Annotated in this window: 17 protein-coding genes; 7 read left to right on the top strand and 10 right to left on the bottom strand. The window is 63.2% G+C overall.

The features are described from left to right. Position 1: 1 nt before the first annotated feature. The 3 genes from Q0367_RS12700 to Q0367_RS12690 form a co-directional block, all read right to left on the bottom strand. Positions 2-1669: a TCP-1/cpn60 chaperonin family protein gene (locus Q0367_RS12700; protein ID WP_298982632.1), complete on the bottom strand. Its 1668-nt coding sequence runs from the start codon at positions 1667-1669 to the stop codon at positions 2-4. 122 nt (positions 1670-1791) lie between these two features. Then, positions 1792-4428, bottom strand: coding sequence for a histidine kinase N-terminal 7TM domain-containing protein (locus tag Q0367_RS12695; protein ID WP_297631592.1), 2637 nt, complete (start codon positions 4426-4428; stop codon positions 1792-1794). A 326-nt stretch (positions 4429-4754) separates the two neighbouring features. Continuing rightward, positions 4755-5963: a Gfo/Idh/MocA family protein gene (locus Q0367_RS12690; protein WP_297631589.1), complete on the bottom strand. Its 1209-nt coding sequence runs from the start codon at positions 5961-5963 to the stop codon at positions 4755-4757. A 321-nt stretch (positions 5964-6284) separates the two neighbouring features. Here Q0367_RS12690 and Q0367_RS12685 point away from each other — a divergent pair, with 321 nt between their 5' ends. Continuing rightward, positions 6285-7085 carry a glycerophosphodiester phosphodiesterase family protein gene (locus tag Q0367_RS12685; protein ID WP_297631585.1) on the top strand — a complete coding sequence of 267 codons (801 nt, stop codon included), beginning with the start codon at positions 6285-6287 and terminating at the stop codon, positions 7083-7085. Here the strand turns inward: Q0367_RS12685 and nudC are convergent. The 5 genes from nudC to Q0367_RS12660 form a co-directional block, all read right to left on the bottom strand. Then, positions 7076-7939 carry an NAD(+) diphosphatase gene (gene nudC, locus Q0367_RS12680; protein WP_298982629.1) on the bottom strand — a complete coding sequence of 288 codons (864 nt, stop codon included), beginning with the start codon at positions 7937-7939 and terminating at the stop codon, positions 7076-7078. The genes Q0367_RS12685 and nudC overlap by 10 nt on opposite strands. 12 nt (positions 7940-7951) lie before the next feature. After that, positions 7952-8230: a phosphoribosyl-ATP diphosphatase gene (gene hisE / locus Q0367_RS12675; protein WP_297631579.1), complete on the bottom strand. Its 279-nt coding sequence runs from the start codon at positions 8228-8230 to the stop codon at positions 7952-7954. A gap of 433 nt (positions 8231-8663) precedes the next feature. Then, a complete protein-coding gene (hisI, locus tag Q0367_RS12670) occupies positions 8664-8993 on the bottom strand; it encodes a phosphoribosyl-AMP cyclohydrolase (protein WP_297631577.1) in 330 nt (109 codons plus the stop codon). Beyond that, positions 8990-9826, bottom strand: a complete 837-nt coding sequence (gene hisF / locus Q0367_RS12665) for an imidazole glycerol phosphate synthase subunit HisF (RefSeq protein WP_297631575.1) — start codon at positions 9824-9826, stop codon at positions 8990-8992. Before hisF ends, hisI begins: the two co-directional genes overlap by 4 nt. A gap of 8 nt (positions 9827-9834) precedes the next feature. Further along, positions 9835-11097 carry a HisA/HisF-related TIM barrel protein gene (locus Q0367_RS12660; protein ID WP_297631572.1) on the bottom strand — a complete coding sequence of 421 codons (1263 nt, stop codon included), beginning with the start codon at positions 11095-11097 and terminating at the stop codon, positions 9835-9837. A gap of 262 nt (positions 11098-11359) precedes the next feature. Here Q0367_RS12660 and Q0367_RS12655 point away from each other — a divergent pair, with 262 nt between their 5' ends. The 6 genes from Q0367_RS12655 to hutU all read left to right on the top strand — a co-directional run bounded on the left by Q0367_RS12655 (position 11360) and on the right by hutU (position 19908). Beyond that, on the top strand, positions 11360-12625 hold the full coding sequence (locus Q0367_RS12655) for a valine--pyruvate transaminase (protein ID WP_297631570.1): 1266 nt from the start codon (positions 11360-11362) through the stop codon (positions 12623-12625). Between the two features lie 161 nt (positions 12626-12786). Further along, positions 12787-14346 (top strand): IMP dehydrogenase, encoded by a 1560-nt coding sequence (gene guaB, locus Q0367_RS12650; protein ID WP_298982625.1) that lies wholly within the window; start codon positions 12787-12789, stop codon positions 14344-14346. 27 nt (positions 14347-14373) lie between these two features. Next, on the top strand, positions 14374-15126 hold the full coding sequence (locus Q0367_RS12645; protein ID WP_297631566.1) for an SDR family NAD(P)-dependent oxidoreductase: 753 nt from the start codon (positions 14374-14376) through the stop codon (positions 15124-15126). Between the two features lie 29 nt (positions 15127-15155). Continuing rightward, positions 15156-16427, top strand: a complete 1272-nt coding sequence (locus tag Q0367_RS12640; protein WP_297631564.1) for an adenylosuccinate synthase — start codon at positions 15156-15158, stop codon at positions 16425-16427. Positions 16428-16629: 202 nt separating this feature from the next. Continuing rightward, entirely contained in the window at positions 16630-18228 is a 1599-nt protein-coding gene (locus Q0367_RS12635) for a MiaB/RimO family radical SAM methylthiotransferase (RefSeq protein ID WP_297631562.1), read from the top strand. Positions 18229-18249: 21 nt separating this feature from the next. After that, entirely contained in the window at positions 18250-19908 is a 1659-nt protein-coding gene (hutU, locus tag Q0367_RS12630) for a urocanate hydratase (RefSeq protein ID WP_297631560.1), read from the top strand. 66 nt (positions 19909-19974) lie between these two features. Here the strand turns inward: hutU and Q0367_RS12625 are convergent, their stop codons facing one another. Then, positions 19975-21774, bottom strand: coding sequence for a bifunctional UDP-sugar hydrolase/5'-nucleotidase (locus Q0367_RS12625; protein ID WP_297631558.1), 1800 nt, complete (start codon positions 21772-21774; stop codon positions 19975-19977). A 4-nt stretch (positions 21775-21778) separates the two neighbouring features. Next, a complete protein-coding gene (locus Q0367_RS12620; RefSeq protein WP_297631556.1) occupies positions 21779-22777 on the bottom strand; it encodes a hydroxyacid dehydrogenase in 999 nt (332 codons plus the stop codon). Between the last annotated feature and the right edge of the window lie 265 nt (positions 22778-23042).

The raw sequence follows: 23042 nt of genomic DNA, 5'->3' as shown, positions 1-23042 counted from the left end.
GCTACGGCGTAAAACTCTGCTGAGGTTTGCGGTGATAAACGATGGCGTCGGTGCTCAACGCCATGGATGCGCCGCTGACTGCAGCCTGCAAGACCGCCGTCACGACGTCCGTAGCGTCGAGCAGACCGGCGCGCTGCGCATCTACGATGGCTCCTCGGAGCACGTCATAGGTCATCGGCGGCCCCTGCTCCGCCACCCGTTCCAGGATGAGCGCAGGGGAAGAGACGCCTGCGTTGCACAGCAGCTGTCGTTGCGGAGCGCTGAGCGCATGGGCTACGATGCGCATGCCGGATGCACATTCGGCGTCGCTCTCCTGTGCAGCTGCTTGCAACACTGTGCTGCGACAATGCAACAGCGCCGCGCCGCCGCCCGCCACCACGCCCCCGCGCTGGACGGCGGAGAGCACCTTCCAGGCGCGCTCCGCCTTGGCGCGGCGCATCTCGCGCTCCGGCTGATGATAGGCGCCGATCTTCAACACGCCGACGCCGCCGCTCAGCGCAGCCAGCCGGCGCACCAAGACCGGTCGCTCTTCCTCATCGTAGGGCAACAGGGCCAGACGACGGCTGAGCTCGGCGATTTGCTCTTGGATGAACGTTCGCCGCGCGCCTTCCATCGTGACCACAAGGTTTTTGTCAGAGAACTCGACGCGCTGCGCGCGTCCCAAATCTTCCGGACGCGCGTCTCTGGCTGTGCGCTCGCCGAGTTCGCCCAAAATCGCAGCGCCGGTCATGGCGGCGAGGTCCTGCAGGGCAAAACGGCGCTCATCGCCGACCGCCCTCAGTTTGACCGCCAGGATCATCGCCTTGCGCTTTTCGGCGGGCTGCATCTGATTGGCGACGAGCACGTTCAACGCCGGGCCGGAGACGTCTGGCGCAACAATCAGGAGCGCTTTGCGCCCTGCGCGAATCGTCGCTTCAAGCAAAGCGACCGCCTGCGCCGCTTCGTTCAGAGGCTTGTCGAGGAGCGCAACCGCTGGCGCAACCAGCACGCTGCGTCGACGCTCCATTTCGGTGTAGAAATACATGCTGACGATCTCGGCGCCGTAGTGCGCACCGCCCAGATATTGCCGCTCCAGATAGGGAGCGACATAGGATTCGATCTGGATGTGACCGTCCGCGCCGAGCAGGTAGCTCATCTCGCCGAGCACCGCCGCCAGATCATCATCTTGAACGACCGTGCGCGCGACCACGGCCAGGTTGCGTTCGCCGTCGACCTGTACGCTTTGGCGGCGCAGCGCCTCGACCGCCACGGCTGCGCCCCGCCGCATCCCCTCGGTCAGGCGCATGGCGTTGAAACCGGCGGAGATCTGGCGGACGCCTTCATCGACCAGCGCCCGCATCAACACCAGGGCGGTTGCGCCGCCGTCGCCCACCTGCTGCTCGAGCCTCCAGATCACGTGCCGCGCCAACATCGCGCCGACGTCGAGGTCGGGCCGGCCCAGGCTGATGATGCGACGCAGAGCCGTAGCGGCGTCGTCGAGCGCTTCCACGATGCGCCGCGTGCCTTCGTAATTAAGCACCGGCCCGCGACTGGGGCCAAGCGTCGCCGCCACCATGTCGGCCAACATGGCGATGCCTGCATGAAACTGGCTGCGCGCTTCGGGTTGGAAAGCGATCCCCGGACGCAGAACAGGCGCCGATGGCGCAGAAGGACGATTGGGTTGTGGCATAGACGAACCTTTTCGAGCGACCTTCAATTTTCAGTCTTGCTGGCAAATGATCGAACGAGGGCGAACTTCAGCCCTGGAAATGCTACCCCAGGCGCGATGATTCGTCAAAACAGGGGAGAGGGTCAGGAGCGGTTGGCGTAGGCGCGTTGCAAGGCGGCGAGCAACATCTCTCGCTGCACAGGCTTGCTGACGTAGTCATCCATGCTGTGTTCGAGGTACAGGTTGCGCTGAGTCTCGAAGACGTTCGCCGTCATCGCCACGATCCAGGGTTGCTGCGCCGCAGGCAAGATGGCGCGGATGAGCTGCGTCGCTTCGACGCCGTCCATCTCCGGCATCTGAACGTCCATCAGAATCACGTCGTAGGGTTGACGGCGCACCGCCTCCACGGCCTGCACGCCGTCGCTGACGACGTCGGCGCGATAGCCGAGACGTCCAAGCATGGTTTGAATGACCTTTTGGTTGACCAGGTTGTCTTCCGCAACCAGGATGCGCAAAGGGCACCGCTGCGCCATCTGCGCGTCCCACTCGGTGGGGGCGCTGCTCTTTTCTGGCGTAGTTCCTTCTTGCCACAACGCCAAGAGCGCCTTGCGGAGATGAGCAGGTTTGATCGGCTTGGCGAGGCGTCCATCGACGCCTGCGGCGCGCAAGTCTTCTTTTTCCACATCGATCGACGTGAGCAAGAGAATGGCAGGGCGATTGGAACCCCAGCGCCGATGGATTGCTTTCGCTGCGGTCACGCCATCCATTCCGGGCATTTGCATGTCGAGCAGAATTACGTCGAACCGTTCGCCCTGCTCCATGACTTGAAGCGCGCTTGCCGCAGAGTCGGCCACGGCGCATGTCATTTTCCATTCGGTCGCATATCGTCTCAAAATGTCCTGATTGGTTCGATTGTCATCTACGATGAGCACGCGTTTGCCCGCCAGCACGCTTTCTGCGACGCCGGCGTCTTGTCGCGTCACTTCCGGCGCAGCCTGTAGCGCCACCTGAACATGAAAGATCGAGCCTTTGCCTGGAACGCCTTCACTTTCCACCCAAATGGAGCCGCCCATGAGCTCCACGATTTTGCGCGAGATGGCGAGTCCCAAGCCTGCACCGCCATGCCGCCGCGTGGAGGAGGCGTCCACCTGACTGAAGGGCTGGAAGAGCAACGGCTGACGCTCTTTCGGGATGCCGATGCCTGTGTCCTGCACTTCAAAATGAAGGGAATAACGCGAAGGAGCGCCGCCTTCGCCTCCCGGCTCGCGGCGGCCGGTGACCCGCAGATTGACTTCGCCTGCGTCGGTGAATTTGACGGCGTTGCTCAACAGGTTGACCAGCACCTGGCGGAGACGGGTGACGTCTCCGAGCACCTGCTCTGGGATGTCGCCGTAGACGGCGTAGGTGAGCTCCAGCTTTTTGCGCAGCGCCTGCACCGCCACCAGGTCGAGGGCTGACTCGACGCACGACAGGAGCGCAAAGGGTTGCATCTCCAGCTCAAGCCGCGCCGATTCAATTTTGGAGAAGTCCAGAATGTCGTTGACGAGGGCAAGAAGATTCTCGCTCGAAAGGCGCACCGTTTCGACGAAGTCGCGCTGCTCTTCGTTCAGGGGCGTGCCGAGCAAGAGGCTGGTCATGCCGACGATGGCGTTGAGCGGGGTGCGAATTTCATGGCTCATGTTGGCCAGAAATTCGCTCTTGGCGCGCGTGGCGGCCTCCGCCGCCTCTTTGGCCGCCCGCAACGTTTGCTCGGCCACTTTTCGGTCGGTGACGTCGTGGAGCAGCAGCAGCGCCCCCAGTCGCTGTCCGGGGAGCGCCTCTAAAGAGGAAGTGCGCACTTCCAGCGTTGCGCCGCTTGACGTCGCCACCTCGAACACCGCCGCCTGTTCCGAGAGCTGGCCGGCGATGACGGCGCCTGTTGGGCTGACCTCATGAAGTTTTTTCCCAATCGCTGCAGCCGTCGTTTCCACCTGCAAAATGGCTGCGCCGGCAGGATTGAGGTCTATTATCCGCCGGTCAGCGTCGACGACGACCATGCCCTCGTTCATGTATTCGACCAGTTGTGTGCGCGCAAGCGGCACGATGTGCAGCAGCCCCAGCTTGAGGATCGCCCAGGCGAGCAGCGCGCCGACCAGCGCAAACGCAATCGACGTGAGGTCTAGCCAGGGCCAGGGCGTGAGATCAAAAAGATAGACGAAATTGGCGATCCATGGAATGAAGACCGCCGCCAGGATGACGATGGATTGCAGACGATAGGGATGGTGATGGGCGTTCGCCAGCGTATGGCGCACGAGCAGCGCGGCGCCGATCAGCACCAGGGCGTACAGATAGGCGGCATAGAGCCAGAAGAGCGGCCCGTGCGTGTACTCGTCCTCCAGCCCATAAGGCGCCTGAACGAGCTGTGCGTCCGTCCAGAAGAGATGATGCCAGTCGTTGGTGAATGCGGTTGCAATCGCCAGCAACGAAGGCAGCCAGAGCAGATGGCGCCAGCGGCTGGTGAAAAGTCGATCGGCGCCGATGTACCGGAGAACGAACAGGAAGAACCAAACCGGCGTGGTCTGGATGCCGATATGGCTGACCTGGTTGATGAGAATTTTCTGCTGGAGGTCGGTGACCGCCAGCGCCAGTCCGTCGCAAAAAATCCACAGTGCGGCGCTGAGCATTAAAAAAGTCAGCTCGCGCGCGCCGGGGCTGTTGCGCTTTCGCCAGGTTTGTCTTGCGACAAAGAGCGCCCCAATCAGAGCAGCGATGTAAAGGAATAGAATCCAATGAAATTGCAAACGATGTCGCCTTTGAGAACAAGAATTTCGATTTCAGGCTCCGAAGTTTTCAATCCTCATAGAAGATATACAAACTTTATTCGTTCGTTGCACGCGCAAAAAGGCGTAAAATGAACGCTTACTTTTCAAGACAGGCGCTCTGAGTGGATCGGCATGTCGCGCCGGAGGCGGTGACCCCCGTTAGGTTCGGCCTCTGGCCGGACGCCCCTGCAGTGTATAAAGTCATGACAGGGCGAGTAGGCGCAGCTACGCACTGCGCCTACAGATTCCCAGATTTTCGTGAAATCTCATCAAGCTGCCTGGCAGATAGTCGCTCACTCTGGCGATCAATCTTTTCGTTCGATCACGCGCTCGATGATCTTGCCTGTGCTCTGGTCGCACAAAATCTGTTTGACTTGGTTGCCGTGCATCAGCTCTTCTTTGACGAGCGCCAGGCCATCGCGGATTTCATGGTGCACCGTGATCGGTTTGGCCGGCTCCTCCGCCCGCCATTCAAAGAGTTCGACCGGCTCCCATTGTTTAGATGCGGCGGATTTGTAGCACGCATCGAGAATGGCGTTGATGACATAGCCGTCGTAGAAGGTTTCCATCGGCTGCCGCCCACTGTCCAGCGCGTCGAACATGTCGGCGAACATGTTGACGTAGCCCAGCTCGTGCACTTCGTCGCCGACGGGGAAGAGCCAGCCGCTTTCCGTCTCCGCCTTTTCCGCCGTGTAGCCGCCCTTGGCCGCCGTAAACATCTCGAAGCCGGTGCGCAAAAAGTGGTTGAGCCAGATCGTGCCCTGCGTGCCGGAGACCTCGTCGCGCAGATCCATGCCGCCCCGGAAGGTCCAGCTCACCTCGAACTGGCCGACGGCGCCGTTTTCGAAGCGAATGAGGGCAATGGCGTTGTCATCGGCCGGGATGGGATGGACAAGCGTGTCCGCCCAACACATCACCTCCACCGGTCGGTTGTTCTTGCCGACGAAGTTGCGGATGATCTCGGCGCAGTGACAACCGAGATCGACGATGGCGCCGCCGCCCGCCAGCTCCTTGTCCCAGAACCAGGCGCTGTGCGGGCCGGAGTGCGTCTCGCGCGAGCGCACCCAGAGCACGTCGCCGATCGCTCCTGCGCGCACCGAGGCCAGCGCCTTCAACGTTTTGGGCGTGTAGACCAGGTCCTCCAGATAACCGGCGAAGACCCCCGCCCGCTCCACGATCTCCAGAATCTGCCGCGCCTCTTGTGCATTGCGCGCCAGTGGCTTGGTGAGCAGCACCGCCTTGCCTGCCTTGGCCGCCAAATCCACCGCTTCGACGTGCTGATAGTTGGGCAGGCCGATCACAACGACGTCGGTCTCCGGGTCGTTGATGGCCGCCGCCAAGTCATTGGTGGCTTTGGGGATTCCCCATTCTTTGGCGAACGCTTCGGCGCGGCTCTGGCTGCGCGAATAGATGACCTCCACGCGATCCCGGCTGCGCGCGCCGTGCAGCGTCATCGTGTAAAACATGCCGATCAATCCGGCGCCCAGCATGGTTACCTTGTGTGCTTTCGACATACAATGATCCTCTCCTTCGGGTGAATTGAATCTGGGGATTGCATTGCTGCAGAAGCAGTATACTCAAAAGATTAACAATCTCATAACCTTCCGAGCGTCCGCCCTCTCAATGTCTTTAACATGCCGGGGGTACTGTGAAGAACGGAGGCGCCATGCTGTGGCGGCATGGTGAACCACCAAGACACAAAGACACAAAGGACACTCAAGGACTATGAAGAATGGAGGCGCCATGCCGTGGCGGCGCCGTAGGGATGAAATCTCGCCGATCGCCCGAGCGCTCTGTTTTTGGGGGCCTTGCGCTGACTCTATTTTCATATCGAGATGTATTGCGCACCGTCTCGCCTGCAAGTGATCGCCCATCGCGGTTTTTCCGGCCTGTACCCGGAAAATACGCTAATCGCCATCGACGCCGCCATCCGCCTCGGCGTGGACATGGTGGAGGTGGATGTGCGCCTCAGCCGAGATGGCGTCCCCGTCCTTCTGCACGACGCCTCGTTGGAATCGACGACGAACGGCAAAGGCAAAGTCTATGAGCAGGATGCAAATGCGCTGGGCAAGCTCGACGCCGGAGGATGGAAATCTCCGGAGTTTCAGGGGGAGCGCATTCCGACGCTGGCCGAGGCGTTGCGCCTGGCCCGCCACCGCGTTGCACTGAACCTCGACCTGAAGACTGCGGACGCGATCGTCCCGACGATTGCGCTGGTGCGCCAACTCGACATGCTCGATCAGGTGGTGCTCAGCGGGCTGCGCCCCTGTCATGTGCGGTGGGTGCGCCGCCTCGAGCCGCGCATCCACGTGCTGCTCAACGGCCATGGCGTCTTTGAGTCGCTGATGCGGGTGATGTCGGCGCGCTGCGCCTTTGCCCTTACGCTTTGGCAGGCGCGACGTTCGGCTGCGCTGGGGTTAAATGTGAGCCATCGCTATGTGGCTCGGCCGTTGATCGACCGGGCGCATGCCCACAACCTTCGGGTGTGGACCTGGACGATCGACGATCCGGTGCGCGCGGCGGCGTTGGCGCAGTTAGGCGTGGCCGCCATCACCAGCAACTGGCCGGATCGCATTCTGCCGCTTGCACGCCACAAGGAGTTTTCCTCAACCTGTGAAGCGGCTTTTCAGAGGTGACAGCGCGCAACGAAGTCGTCGATCAGGCGGCGGGCGATGCTGATTTTGGGCGGGAGCAGCGGCAGCGCGTCGGGTGCAAACCATTGCGCGTCAGCGATCTCGCCGGCGCCCACCACAATTTCACCGCCGGCGTGCTCCGCCGTGAAGCCGATCATCAGTGAATTGGGGAAAGGCCAGGGCTGGCTGCCAAAGTAGCGGATGTTGTCCACCTGCACGCCGGTCTCCTCCTCCACTTCGCGCCGCACGCAATCCTCCAGCGTCTCGCCTGCTTCGACAAAGCCTGCAATGACGCTGTAACGGCCGGGTGGAAAACGATGGTTGCGCGCCAGGAGGATGCGAGGGCCATCGTCAAACCGCCGCGTGACGGCGACGATGATCGCCGGCGAGATGCGCGGGTAGCTGGTCAGTCTGCAGCGAGGGCAACGGCGGGCGCGCTCCTCTGTCAGCAGCTCGGTCTGCGCGCCGCAACGTCCACAAAACTGATGATCGCGATCCCAGTGTGCGATCTGCTTGGCGCGGCCCGCCAGCCCGATCTCGAACTCGTCCATCTGCTCGAAGAGGGCGCGCAGGTCATAGGCGGCGAATCCGTTCGGCAGCGTCGCCTCATCCGCAACGCAGCCGGAGAAACAGAGCAGCGGACGTTCGCCCTCCAGCATCCCCAGGTACTCTGTGCAGACGGCGGCCAGTCCTAACTCCTGCGGAGTCTCCGCAACCGGAATGGAGGGCGCGCCGTTGTGCTCATCTACGATCAGGCGGTCGCCCTGATACAGGTACCAGCGCGCCAGGCCGTTGGCGGCAGGCGCTCTGACGCCGGGGATAAATCGCATGGTCGGCGTGTGTTCTAAGATCGGCATTTTCAGTCCATTTCATGCAAAGCGTCGCGCCAGCTCGGCCTCGACGTCCTCCCAACGCAGGCCGCGCATATTCAAAAAGACGAGCGTGTGATAGACGAAGTCCGCCAGCTCGTAGACCACGCGCTCGTTGCTTTCATCTTTGGCGGCGACGATCACCTCGATCACCTCTTCCCCCATTTTCTTCAAGACTTCGTTTTCGCCTTTGGCGAAGAGAGCGGCGGTGTAGGACCCGGCGCGCGGATTTTCTCTACGATCCTGAATTGTGGCGGCGAGCGTCGCAAGCGTTGACATGAGACTCCTTTTCCATTTCCGGTTTTGCGAAGGTTGTAACAATTGACCCACCTTCGGAAAGAGCGGTCTACAATCGTTCACAAAATCATTTCGGCGATCATCGTAGCTGCGGCTCGCAGCCGCAGGGTCTGGCATACAACCCTGTGTCTCTGTCCGAGCGCCTTTTGCGACCCTGGCTGCGGTGCGCAGCCGCAGGCTCTGGTATAACTCTGTCCCGCCGGAAGCGATGACCCGATGTGCGCTTTTCACGTCGTCCACTGCAGCTCATAGCTGCATGCGCTCGGCAGGCCACAAGGTCTGGAATGGGTCAGGGAAGCGCAGCTGCGAGCTGCGCCTACGAATTTCCTGGAATCGTTTGTTAAAAATCGTCAAGCTTTCTGGATGGTTGCCTTCCGCCAAAAACCTACCCCAACTCCGCCGCCCACGCTTGCGTTCAGACGATTTTGCGAAAAAAGCAGGAGACGGCGCCTGTGTGACAGGCGGGGCCCGCCGGTTCGACTTGAATCAGCAGCGCATCGCCGTCGCAGTCGAGGTGGACGCCGACGACTTTCTGGATGTTGCCGCTGGTGGCGCCTTTATGCCATAGCTGCTGGCGGCTACGGCTCCAGAAGACCGTTTCGCCGATCTTCAGGGTCAGCGCCAGGCTTTCGGCGTTCATCCACGCCATCATCAACACCTGGCCGGTGTGCGCATCCTGCACGATCGCCGGAATCAACCCGGCTTCGTTGTAACGAATCTCTTGTAAGAGCTCTGGATTGGTCATAGATGAGCCGTGCGGTGGGGAAGGTGCGCCGAAGTCGTTTCGTCGATCTGGAGCGGAAAGCGCACCGGCGTCCCCGCCGCGCGCAGCTGTTCTTTGATCTCCAGGATGCTGATCTCGCGAAAATGGAAGAGGCTGGCGGCCAATGCGGCGGCGGCGCCTCCTTCGGTGAGCGCCTGCACAAAGTGCTCTGGCCGGCCGGCGCCTCCGCTGGCGATCACCGGGATGGAGACGGCGTCGCTGATGGCGCGCGTCAGCGGGATGTCGTAGCCTTCCTTGGTGCCGTCGCCGTCCATCGAGGTCAGCAGAATCTCGCCGGCGCCGCGTCGCTCCACTTCGCGCGCCCATTCCACTGCGTCGATGCCGGTGTTGATGCGCCCGCCGTTGACGAAGACGTCCCAGCCGGGTCCGCGTTCGGCGAGCTCCTGGCCGCGCCGTCGCCGTGCGTCGATGGCCACGACGATGCACTGGCTGCCAAAGCGCGTTGCGGCTTCGGTGATGAGCGTCGGGTTGCGCACCGCCGCGCTGTTGACGCTCACCTTGTCGGCGCCCGCCAGCAGAATGGCGCGCATGTCCTCCACCGTGCGGATGCCGCCGCCCACGGTGAAGGGGATGAAGACGCTGTCCGCCACGCGGCGCACCATGTCGATCACGATGGCGCGCGCTTCATGCGTCGCCGTAATGTCGAGAAAGACCAGCTCGTCGGCGCCCTCGCGGTCATAGACCTGCGCCTGCGCCACCGGATCGCCGGCGTCGATCAGGTCGACGAAGTTTACGCCCTTGACGACGCGGCCATCTTTCACATCCAGACAGGGAATGATGCGTTTCGCCAACATATCGAATATTATACGCGCAGTTGGCTGAGGAATTCCAATGCGGCGTCCAGCGCGGGCAACTGTTCGGGGGAGGTCTCGGTCAGCAGCTCCCACGCCTCTTGCGCCGACACCCAGCGCGCCTCGCAATGATTTTCGTGGCCGAGCCGAATTTCCCCCGGCCCGATCTCCGCCAGGTAGTAGACGATGGTGCGTTCGACCTCAAAGCCGCGGATCACCGAGGTGTAGTGAAGCTCGGTGCGGCAGGCGTCGTAGACTTTGCGCACCGGCAGGCCCGCCTCTTCGGAAAATTCGCGACGGGCGCAGGTGATGTCGCCCTCGTTGCGGTGACGTCCCCCGCGTGGGAACTGCCACTGCTCGAAGAAGAGATTGTAGAGCAGGAGAAACTGGGGTTCGCCGTTCTCCCAGCGAAACGGAATCAGCCCGGCGCTGCGTCGCACGAGCGGTTGATGGCCGATTCGGATCGCCTCGGCCAGGTCAAGCGCGCCGGTGTAGAGCGCCTGCCCCACGATGACGCCCTCGATGTTGTAAAATTCGTGCGCCTTCAGCGTTTCGATGTCGGCGAGGCCGGCGACGCCGCCGCTGGCGATCACTTTGAGGCCGGTGACGTCGCCCAGGCGCGAGGTCATTTCGATATTGACGCCGGAGAGCATCCCGTCGCGGCTGATGTCGGTGTAGACGACGCGCTTCACGCCCATCGCCTGCATTCGATGCCCCAGCTCAATGGCGTCTACGTTGCTGGTCGTCTGCCAGCCGTGCGTGGCCACCTTGCCGTCGCGCGCGTCGATGCCGATGACGATGCGTTCAGGCCCCCAGCGCAACAGGGCCTCTGCGATCAGCCCTGGGTTGTCGATCGCCGCCGTGCCGAGCACCACGCGGTCGGCGCCCAACTCCAGGGCCAGCTGGATGTCCTCCAGCGTGCGCAGGCCGCCGCCAAACTGAATTGGAATCTCGACCGCCTGGCGGATTTCGCGCAGACGACGCAGGTTGATGGGGAGATTTTGTTCCAGTTCTTCGGTGGGCGTGACGGGCTTGTTTTGACCCGGATGTTGAATCAGGATGTGAGGAGGGCGATGCAATGCATTCAGGTGCGCCTGGGTGGCGCCGAGCGCGCCGTCGAGATTGACGACGTGCAGCCACTCCGCCCCTTGGGCTGCCCAGTGCCGCGCCATCGCAGCCGGATCGTCGCCGAACACAGTTTCCGCCGAAGGGTCTCCCTGGCGCAGGCGCACGCACCGACCCTGACGCAGATCGATTGCCGGATAGATGATCATCTACAAAACCTTGCTAAGCCGTTTTGATGCATCAAGTTAACCATTTTAGTTAACAGCACTTTACCACAAGTCTGTCTGGTGCAACGTAACTTACCATCCCCAAAAATTCGATTCCGGCGGGGCTGCACCGGCGTTGCACGAAGGATCGGTCGTGGTTGGCAATTCGGTGTGCACCCCATGTAGAATGGGTGTGCGCTGACGGTCCACGACGGACGCCAAAACCAACAACGGACAAGAAAACGTATCAGTGGTGGAGCCACGTATGCAATTCTCTCGCTTTGGAGAAAAATTCACCGGCCCGAGCGGCGTCTTAACCTTGATGGATGATCTCGGTTCTGCGCTGGCGGCGGGCGCAGGCAAGATGTTGATGCTGGGCGGCGGCAATCCGGCCAAAATTCCGACGATGGAAGCCCACTTCCGTCAGCGTATGCTTGAGATGCTGGAGGACGAAGAGAGCTTTGCGCGGATGGTGGGCGATTACAGCGCGCCGGAGGGCCATCGCGCCTTTATCGCTGCGCTTGCCGAGCTGTTGCGTCGCACCTACGGCTGGGAAATCGGCCCGGAGCACATCGCGCTTACGAACGGGAGTCAGACTTCGTTTTTCTATCTGTTCAATCTCTTCGCAGGAGAGTTCTGCGACGGGAGCCACAAACGCATCCTGCTGCCGCTGGCGCCCGAGTACATCGGATACGCCGACGCAGGGCTGACCGACGACCACTTTCTTGCCTATCGTCCGGAGATTTCGTTTTTAGAGGATCGCCTCTTCAAGTATCGCGTCGACTTCGATGCGCTGCGCGTCGGCCCTGAAATCGGGGCCATCTGCGTCTCGCGACCGACCAATCCCACCGGCAACGTGCTCACCGACGAAGAGATCGACCGTCTCAGCCGCCTGGCGAAGGCGCACGACATCCCGCTCATCATCGACAACGCCTACGGCGCGCCTTTCCCTCACATCCTCTACACCGACGTGCGTCCGGTCTGGGAGGAGCATCTGATCCTGTGCATGAGCCTCTCTAAGCTGGGCATGCCCGGCCCTCGCACCGGCATTGTGATCGCCCATCCGCGCGTGGTGCAGGCCATTGCTGCGCTCAACGCCATCATCAGCCTGGCGCCGGGCAGCGTCGGCGCAGCATTGGCGCTCGACATGGTGCGGAGCGGCGAAGTCCTTCGACTCAGCCAAGAGGTGATCCGCCCCTTCTACCAGGCCAAGGCGGAGCAGGCCGTCGCCTGGGTGCGCGAGGCGATGGGAGACGCGCCGTGTTATATTCACAAACCCGAAGGCGCCTTTTTCCTCTGGCTCTGGTTCAAAGACCTGCCGATCTCCAGCCAGACGCTCTACGAGCGCCTCAAAGCCCGCAACGTGATCGTGTTGTCCGGCCATCACTTTTTCCCAGGCTTGAAAGAGGAGTGGCCTCACAAGCACGAATGTCTGCGCGTGAGCTACGCCCAGGACGACGCCACCGTGCACGCCGGCATCCAGATCATCGCCGAAGAGGTCCGGCGCGCCTACGGCTTGCCTGAGCGGTGACGCCCCACGCAACGCGCTCCATTCAACGTTCTCCCTTGAATCGATGCCAATAAACGCGATCCGAAGCGGTCTCCTGGCTTGGAGGCGAGATCGAGGCAGTGCTAGAATGTCTCCAGGAGAGGCGATCGAGAGAGGGGCGATTCGAGACGAGGGAGACCTTTATGACGATCACAACTCAGGCGACATGGACAGAACGCGCCCACAATGGCGCGTACTCAATTGAAGAGAAGCTGGCCCGGCTGGACGTGGAGACCCTGACCTTCGACGACGTGTTGTTGATCCCCGGCTACACCGAGGTGTTGCCCAGCGAAGTCGATCTGCGCGTCGAGCTGCACCCGCGACTTCAGCTCAACATCCCGGTGCTCAGCGCCGCCATGGACACCGTCACCGAAAGCGAGCTGGCGATCGCGCTGGCGAGGCAGGGCGGGCTGGGCGTTATTCATCGCAATTTGAGCATTGAAGAGCAGGCCGCCGAAGTGGACAAAGTGAAGCGCAGCGAGAGCGGAATGATCGTTGACCCGATCACGCTGCCGCCGGACGCCACGCTGGCCGAAGCCGAGCAGCTGATGGCCCGCTACAAGATCAGTGGCGTGCCCATCACCGATGCGTCGGGCAAGCTGGTCGGCATTCTCACCAACCGCGACGTGCGCTTCGCCACCGATTTCACGCGGCCCATTCGGGAATACATGGTCTCCGAAAATCTGGTGACGGCGCCGTTGGGGACGACGCTGGCCGAAGCGCAGGAAATTTTGCATCGCTATCGCATCGAGAAGCTTCCTTTGGTGGATGAGGAAGGCCACCTGCGCGGGCTGATCACTTACAAGGACATCCTTAAGAAGCAGGATTACCCGAACTCTGCAAAGGATGACCGGGGGCGGCTGCTCGTGGCTGCGGCCATCGGCGTCGGTGAACAGGGCCTGCGCCGCGCCGAGGCGGTGATCGAGGCAGGCGCCGACGCCGTGGCGATCGACACGGCGCACGGCCACAGCAAAGGCGTCATCGAGACGATCCGGGTGCTGCGCCGTCGCTTCGGCGACGTCCCGATCATTGCGGGCAACGTGGTGACGCGCGAGGGCGTGCGCGACCTGGTCGAAGCGGGCGCCTCGGTGGTCAAGGTGGGCGTGGGCGCCGGTTCGATCTGCACCACGCGCGTCGTGGCCGGCGCGGGCATGCCGCAGCTCACGGCCATCCTGATCTGCGCCGAAGCAGGCCGCGAATTCGGCGCACCCATCGTGGCGGACGGCGGCATCCGCTACAGCGGTGACATCACCAAAGCGTTGGCGGCCGGCGCGTCGGCGGTGATGCTCGGCAGCCTGCTGGCCGGGCTGCACGAATCCCCCGGCGAGATCGTGATTCGCGAAGGGCGTTCGTTCAAGGAGTATCGCGGCATGGGCAGCCTGAGCGCCATGAAGGGCCGCGCCGGCGACCGCTATCAGACGGCGCAGGGCGAATCGGCCAGCCCGGACATCAGTGGCAAACTGGTGCCCGAAGGCATCGAGGGGCAGGTCCCCTACAAGGGCATGCTGAAGGATTTCATCTTCCAGCTCATGGGCGGCCTGCGCAGCGGCATGGGCTATGTGGGCGCCGAGAGCATTCCGGACCTGTGGGCGAAGGCGCGCTTTCAGCGCATCAGCCGCGCCAGCATCCTGGAAAGCCACCCGCACAGCATCATCATCACCAAAGAGGCGCCCAACTACCAACTTGCGACCGGACGCGGCTAGTCCGGGCCATCCAGACAGGAGATCGACTTGTCAGGCGAAAATCACCGTCGATTTGAGGGCAAAGTTGCACTGATCACCGGCGGGGGCACCGGCATCGGCGCTGCCATTGCGCGTCAGTTCGCCGTGGAGGGGGCGGGCGTGGCGCTGGTGGGACGCCGGGGCCATATCGTTCAGCGCCACGCCGACGCCTTGCGCGCCAACGGATACGATGCCCTGCCGATCCGCGGCGACGTCGCCGGTGAAGCGCCCAACATCGTGCGGCAGGTGGTGCAACATTTTGGCCGCCTAGACATTCTCGTCAACAACGCCGCCGTTTCGGCCGGCGTCGATCTGGACGAGATGACGCCGGAGCTCTGGCGTCAGGTGCTTGCCGTCAATCTGGACGCCGCCTTCGTGTTGGTGCGCGCGGCGCTGCCTCATCTGGTCGCTGCGCGCGGCTGCGTGCTGCACATCAGCAGCATCGGCGTCGTCGTCGGCGAGTTTGACGACATCGCCTACGTCACCAGCAAGGCTGCGCTGGAGGCCTTCAGTCGCCGGCTCGCCCTGGAGCTGGCGCCGCAGGGCATTCGTTCCAACGTCATCCGTCCGGGGTTGATTCACACCGAAGCGTTTGACACCATGCCGGCGGAGTTTTTCGAGGCGCAACTGCCGTTGATCCCGTTGGGGCGCGTCGGGCGGCCCGAGGACGTCGCCCGCGCGGCGGCGTTCCTCTGCTCTGAGGATGCGTCGTTCATCACGGGGACGGTGTTGACCGTGGACGGCGGAGAATCGGCGAAGTAGTCAGGAGAAGAGGAGAGGAGAAACGAGTCATGACCGTCACCGCAGTGGTGGGCGCCCAGTGGGGCGACGAGGGAAAAGGCCGCGTGATCGACTACCTGGCGCAGGAGGCGGACGTCGTCATCCGCTTCCAGGGCGGCGACAACGCAGGACACACGGTGATCAACGAGTACGGCAAACACGCCCTGCACCTCATCCCCAGCGGCATCTTCAACCCGCGCACGCAGAACATCATCGGCTCCGGCTGTGTCGTCAACCCGCAGTCGCTGCTGCATGAAATGGACGACCTGCGCTCGGCGGGCGTCGACCTGGGCAACCTCTGGATCAGCACCCGCGCCCAGATGTTGATGCCCTATCACCGCCAGCTCGACGTGCTCGAAGAGGCGGCGCGCGGCAAGGACACCATCGGCACGACCAAGCGCGGCATCGGGCCCGCCTACGCCGACAAAGCGGCGCGCTCCGGCCTGCGCATGGGCGATCTCCTGCAGCCAGAATGGCTTCAGATGCGCCTCGACAACGCCTTGCGCACCGTCAACCGCAAGCTTGAGATTCTCGGCGGCGAACCGGTCGACGGCGAGGCGCTCTATGCGCTGTGCATGGAGTACCGGGAGAAACTCGGCGACCGCATCATCGACACCGTGCCCATGACCCGCCGCGCCTTGCAACAGAACAAGCACATTCTGCTGGAGGGCCAGCTCGGCGTGATGCGCGATCTCGACTGGGGCATCTATCCTTATGTGACCAGCAGCAATCCCACCGCCGCCTACGCCGCCTCCGGCGCCGGCCTGCCTGCCCGCGCCATCGATCGCGTGATCGGCGTGGTCAAAGCGTACAGCACTGCCGTCGGCGACGGCCCCTTCCCCACGGAGCTGCACGACGCCGAAGGCGAGAAGCTGCGCGAGATCGGCGGCGAGTTCGGCGCTACGACCGGCCGACCGCGGCGCTGCGGCTGGTTCGACGGCGTGGCGATCGGCTACGCAGCCTGGCTCAACGGCATGACCGGCCTCGCCATCACCAAGCTCGACGTGCTCGACACCTTTGAAGCCATCAAAATTTGCATCGGCTACAAGCTGCCCAACGGCTCGATCGTCACCGACTCGATGCCGGATACGCCGGTGCTCATGCACGTGACGCCGGTGTACGAGGTCTGGGAGGGCTGGAAAACGTCTACGTCCGACTGTCGGCGCTGGGATGACCTCCCCAAGGCCGCGCGCGCGTATCTGCACCGCATCAGCGAACTGGCCGGCATCAAGATCGACTATGTGTCGGTCGGGCCGGAGCGGGATCAGATGTTCGCAGTGTGATGCAACGCCGCCTTCCGCCGGTCAACCGCCGCCGGGGAGACTTTCCCGCCTGAAATCGCCGGTTTTGACAGCAGCGACGGAACCCTATACAATTTCTAAGAAGAGGCGCAACAATTGCGCCTCACTTTTTCATAACGACGGTTTTTTATTCAAATCTTACGCCGAAGCCTGCCCGGTTCACGCCGGATCACAGGAGGAGACCATGAGCAATCGATCGGATCGCGTCTCGCGCGCGCCTGGCGACGCGCATGAGACCATCACGTATGAACTCGCCACCGACCGCACCTCCACTGCAGCCCGCAAATATCACATCTGGACGATCGGCTGCCAGATGAATGTGGCCGACTCGAATCACGTCGCCGCCGAGCTGGAAAAGCTCGGCTATGGGCCGACCGACCGGCTCGAAGAGGCCGACGTCGTCGTGCTCAACACCTGCGTCGTACGCCAGAGCGCTGAAGACAAGGCCATCGGCAAGTTGGGCAGCCTCAAGCCCTGGAAGAAGGCGCACCCCGATCGCGTCATTGCGCTGATGGGTTGTATGGTGGGGGTCAAGCCTAGCCCGCAGCTCGTGGAGAGCTATCCTTTTGTGGACGTCTTCATGCCGCCCAGTGAAGCGACGCCGTTGGTGAATTTTCTTCGCCAGGCCGAGATCGACGCCGAAATGGCGGAGATCGAACGCCAGCAGCTGGCGCGGCGCTATCAGCTTCAGGATGAAGCGCAGCCGATCGGCGCCGCCCAATCGATCAAGCATCTTGCCCTGAGCGGAGAGGCGCCCGTCGCCGCCTACGTGCCGATCGTCTATGGATGCAGTCACGCCTGCACCTTCTGCATCATTCCATTTCGCCGCGGGGTGGAGCGCAGCCGACCGGTGCAGGAGATCGTCAACGAGGTGCGCGGGCTGGTGGCCCAGGGCGTGCGCGAGGTGACGTTGCTGGGTCAGATCGTCGACCGCTATGGCTACGACTGGCGCGGGGAGCTCGGCAACAGCGCAACGGTCAAGGCGTTTCACGGCAACGGTGACGGCTCGAGCGCCCTCGGCGCGCAACCGGAGGACGGTCACGCCTACGACCTCGCCGACCTCTTGCACGCCGTGCATGAGATCGAAGGGCTGTGGCGCATCCGCTTCCTCACCAGCCACCCCAACTACATGACGGACCGCATCCTGCAGGCCGTGCGCGACCTGCCTAAGGTCTGCCCACACATCGAGGTGCCCATCCAGGCGGGCGATGACGAAGTGCTTGAACGGATGAAGCGCGGCTACACCAATGCCGAATATCGTGCGCTGATCGAGCGCATCCGCGCAACGGTGCCGGACGTCGCCATCAACACCGACATCATCGTCGGTTTCTGCGGCGAGACGGAGGAGCAGTTCGAGCGCACCGTCGAAATTGTGCGCGATCTCAAGTTCGACAAGGTGCACCTGGCGCGCTACAGCCCGCGTCCGGGCACGGTCAGCGAGCGTCGCATGGTGGACGACGTGCCGGAGGCGGAGAAGGTGCGCCGGCACAAGCTGCTCGAGGCGCTGCAGGAGCAGATCAGTGCCGAGATCAACCGGCGCTATCTGGGTGAAATCGTCGAAGTGCTGGTGGAGGACAGACACAAAGGCAAGTGGCGCGGTCGCAACCGCCAGAACAAGCTCGTCTTCATCGAGAGCGACCTGCCGCTGCGCGGCCGCCTGGTGGAGGCGCAGATCACATGGACAGGGCCGTGGTCGATGCAGGGGCGCTTTGTGCGCGATGTGTCTCCGCTGCCCGACAAAGTCACCGCTCCGCGGCAAACTTTCACGATCGCCCTGAGGTAGATTCTCCACAGGAGGGGCGGCATGCCAGCTCGCACCATCCGCGCCCCGCGCGGAACACAGCTCGCCTGCAAAAATTGGCTGATCGAGGCCGCGTACCGCATGTTGCAGAACAACCTCGATCCCGACGTCGCCTTCGACCCCGATAACCTGATCGTCTACGGCGGTCGCGGCCGCGCCGCGCGCAACTGGGAGTGCTTCGACGCCATCCTGCGCACGCTCGAGCGACTTGAGCCGGATGAGACGCTGCTGGTGCAGTCGGGCAAGCCGGTGGCGGTCTTCCGCAGCCATCCCGACGCCCCGCGCGTATTGCTCGCCAACTCCAACATCGTCCCGGCCTGGGCCACGCAGGAAAACTTCGACCGCTGGGAGCGCGAGGGGCTGATCATGTACGGCCAGATGACCGCCGGCAGCTGGATCTACATCGGCACGCAGGGCATTCTGCAGGGCACCTATGAGACGTTCGGCGCGCTGGCGCGACAACATGGCTGGGGGTCGCTGCGCGGGAAGCTGGTCGTCACCGCCGGCCTGGGAGAGATGGGCGGCGCGCAGCCGCTGGCGATCACCATGAACGAGGGCGTCGGCCTGATCGTCGAAGTGGATCGCTGGCGCGCCGAACGACGGCTGCACCTGCGCCAGATCGACCGCATCACCGACAACCTGGAGGAGGCGATGACCTGGGCGGAGGAGGCGCTCGCTGCCAAGCGGCCTCTCTCGGTCGGCCTGATCGGCAATGCGGCGGAAGTCTTGCCGGAGCTGGTCGCTCGCGGGGTGCAGCCCGACGTGGTGACCGATCAGACCTCGGCGCATGACCCGCTCTACGGCTACATCCCGGCCGGCATGTCGCTGGCGGAAGCCGCCGAGCTGCGACGTCGCGATCCGCAGGCGTACATGCAGGCTGCGCTTGACTCCATGACGCGTCACGTCCAGGCCATGCTCGACTGGCAGGCGCGTGGCGCTGTAGTCTTCGATTACGGCAACAACTTGCGGCAGCGCGCCTACGACAACGGCCTGCGCGAGGCCTTCAGCTACCCGGGCTTTGTGCAAGCCTATATTCGTCCGCTCTTCTGCGAAGGCAAGGGGCCGTTCCGCTGGGTGGCGCTTTCCGGCGACCCGGCGGACATCTACGCCACCGACGCCGCCATCCTGGAGCTTTTCCCGGAGAACGAGCATTTGCGGCGGTGGATCGCGATGGCGCAGAAACATGTGGAATTTCAAGGTCTGCCGGCGCGCATCTGCTGGCTGGGCTACGGCGAGCGCGCTCGCGCCGGCCTTCGTTTCAATGAGATGGTGGCGCGCGGGGAAGTCAAGGCGCCGATCGTGATCGGCCGCGATCATCTGGACAGTGGCTCCGTCGCCAGCCCGAACCGGGAGACGGAGGGCATGCTCGACGGCTCCGACGCCATCGCCGATTGGCCGTTGCTCAACGCCCTGATCAACGCCGTCAACGGCGCGACCTGGGTGAGCCTCCACCACGGCGGCGGGGTCGGCATCGGCTACAGCATCCATGCGGGGCAGGTGATCGTGGCGGATGGCACGCCGGAGGCTGCGGCGCGGCTGGAGCGCGTCCTCACCAGCGACCCGGGCACGGGGGTCGCCCGCCATGCGGATGCAGGGTATCCGCAGGCCATCGAGTTTGCGCGCAGGCATGGAATCAAATTGCCGATGATTACGGGGATTTGACAAGAGAAAACAGGCGTTGTGGGCCGGTCGCCTGGTTTAAGACGATAGCAAATCCGCCGTCGGTTCTCAATTCGAATCCACTACAACCAATCTTCCATCTCGTCGCGCGCCGCTTTCCGGCGTGACGCCGCCGTGCGCGCGAATGTAAGCGATCAGTTCATTGCGCACCAGCCGATGCGTCTCCTCTTTCGGCAGCGCATGTGCGTTGAGAGAAAGACGCAGGTTGTTGCGCATCGTCTCCTCCCATGAGCTGGCAAGCGCATGCGTGAAGCTGGGGCAGGCCATGACAAACGTGCGCTCGCGCTGCTCGCAAAGCGGCTGGCCGTTTACGATGATGTCCTCCGCCCTGGCCTGCTCGCGGCTGGGGCCGAGGTGAATGCGATAGCGCACGGCTGCGCTGAAGTGAAGGAAGCCCCGTTCGAGGTGAACTTCGTCAGGGCGATCGACGCGGCGAGCGTTTTCATGCAGCAACTGTTCAAGCTGATGGCCGGTCAGCGTGCAGAGCTGAATCACGTCGGCGTAGGGCATCACGGCGAACCAGTCGCCGAGGGTGAGTCGCCCCGGCGGCAACCCTGCAGAGACGGAGGACGCGTCGATGGCCGCGAAGTCCACCGGATAACCCGCCAGCCTGCACTGCTCCACCAGCGCGTCGGTGATGAAGTTGCAAAGCGCCGATTCGTGCGCAGCCAGCTCATTGCGCACGACGTCGATGCTCAGGTCCGGCTCGTCGGCGACGACGCCCAGCGGCTCGGCGAGGATGGGTTCGATCTCGCGCAGCAGCGGCTGAACGTATTCGCGCTCGAACGCTTCGTCCACCGGCAACCTCGACGCCGCGTGTAATTGCACGTTGGTCACGGCGGCCCAGCGTCGCCCCACGGTGATGTCCACCTCCCCAAGAAATTCGCCGAGCTTGCCCGCCTGCACGATCGGAATGCCGTTGACGACGTTGTGCGGGCTGAGCCCGTGCTCGTTCAGCGCGTGGTGAGTGTGCCCGCCGATGATGACCTGCACAGCCGCGTGCGGCAACGCCGCCGCCAGCTCGCAGTCGCCCGCAGCAAGCACCCTGGCCGAGGTGGAGGCCAGGCTGTAGCCAAGATGGCTGAGCACGATCACGACGTCGCTGACCTCTTTGACGACGGACAGCAGATTGTGCATCGTTCGGATCGGATCGACGAAGTGCAGGGTGGAATCGGGCTGCGGCGCAATCTGCGCCGGCGTCGTCAACCCGATCACGCCCACGCGCACGCCTTTCACCACGAAGAGCGCAGCGGGGAAATAGCCGCCGGAAAGCCACGAACAGCCCGCCAGGTTGGCCGTCAGGAGCGGGAAAGACGCGTCCTGGCGCAGGGCGCGCGCAAGCAGCCGCGCGTTCAGGTCGAGGTCGTGGTTGCCCAGAGCGCAGGCGTCGATCCCGGCGGCGGAATAGAGACGATACGCCGCATGGAGACGAAAGCTGTTCTCGTCGCAGCCGAGCAGCGCATCGAAGACGCCGCCGACGGCGTCGTCGCCGCTGCTGAACGCAAGCACGCCTCGCTGCGGGTGGCGGCGATAGCGCTCGCGCAGGCGGCGGATGGAGCCCGCCATGCGCGAAAAAACCGGGTGCGCGCCGCCCGGCTGAAGATAGACCAGATTCCCATGTAAGTCGTTGAAATGGGCGATCTTGAGGCGGAAGGGATAATCCAGGTCGTCGCGTTTGGGGGGAGGCGTCCGTCCTTCGTCCAGGATGAGGCGCTCCACCGGGCGGGCTGTGGCGTCGCCTACAAAAAGATACCGTTCGATGCCCTCTTCTGGGCTGGCCCCGACGTAGGTCAGACGGAGGGCGCCGGGAGGGATGGCAAAAAATGCAGCAGGACGCTCCCACAGCATAGCACTACCCGATTCGTCCGAACTGATCGGGCGTGATGCGATTGAGCGGCGGCTCGCCGGCGAAAAAGCGGCGCAGCTCTTCGACCGCCATCTCGCCGAGGTGCGTGCAGTCCGTGATGCAACCGGCGAGATGGGGCGTCACGACGACGTTGGGCAGCCGGCGCAGGGGGCTGTCTGGGGCGGGCGGCTCCGGGTCGGTGACGTCGAGGAAGGCGAAGAAGCGCCCTTTGGCAAGCTCTTCGACCAACGCCTCCTCGTCGATCAGCGCGCCGCGCGCCGTGTTGATAAGCACGGCGTCATCCTTCATCAGGTGCAGCAGGGAGCGGTCGATCATGTGGCGGGTGGAGGGCAGCGCAGGCGCATGCAAGGAAATGACGTCGGCGCGGCGCGCCAGCTCCGCAAGCTCGACTTTTGTCACACCCAGGCGGGCGGCCTCCGTTTCATTGACATAAGGATCGTAGAGCAAGATGGAGGCGTGGAAAGGGCGCAACAGCTCGATCACGCGGCGTCCGACGTTGCTGGCGCCGACAATGCCGATCACGCTGCTGTGCACCTCCCGCGCGGGCCAGGCCGGATGCTCACGCCAGCCGCCCTCGCGCACATGCTGGCTCAACGGCAGGATGCGCTTGACGCTCACGATGATCAAGCCGAGCGTGGTCTCGGCCACATCCTGCGCCAGGGCGGGCGCGGCGCTCGTCACATGGATATTGCGCGCCCACACCGCCTCGCTGACGAAGCGTTTCACGCTGCCGCCGGTGTGGGCGATGGCGCGCAGCTTTGGCGCTGCGGCGAGCACGTCGGCGTCGATCGGAGCGACGTCCCACCCTGTGATGCAGGCGTCGGCGGGCGGCAAGAGCGCCAGCAAGTCGGCTTTATTCGCCGGCTCCTCCTTGGGGTGATGGATGACCTCGGCGAACGCATCCAAGGCGCGCCACGCCGCCTCGGAAAAGATACGCGTATAATGCGCCCGGCCGATGGTGACGGCGATGATGGGTTTCGACATATAACGTTCTGGCTTTCTATTCTTTAAATTGCAAGCTCGTTTTTGCTCCAACTTCAAAGGAGGGGAAAATGAAAGATTGTTTGACCATTGCTTTGCATACTATAATAATTGCCTAGGATCAATTTTGAAACTCATTGCCTGCAGAGTGCTAATTTTAGAGACTGAGTTGACAATGATGAGCTCTATCGATAGGACTGCAATCGTGGAGGAGCTGAATAGGCTGGATGAGCAGCTGCGTCGGCTGCGGAGCTTGCTGGTGGAACAG

The organism is uncultured Caldilinea sp. (assembly GCF_937128415.1).
GTDB lineage: Bacteria > Chloroflexota > Anaerolineae > Caldilineales > Caldilineaceae > Caldilinea.
The sequence above is the reverse complement of the archived record's forward strand: the minus strand, read 5'-3'. Positions and strand labels throughout refer to the sequence as shown.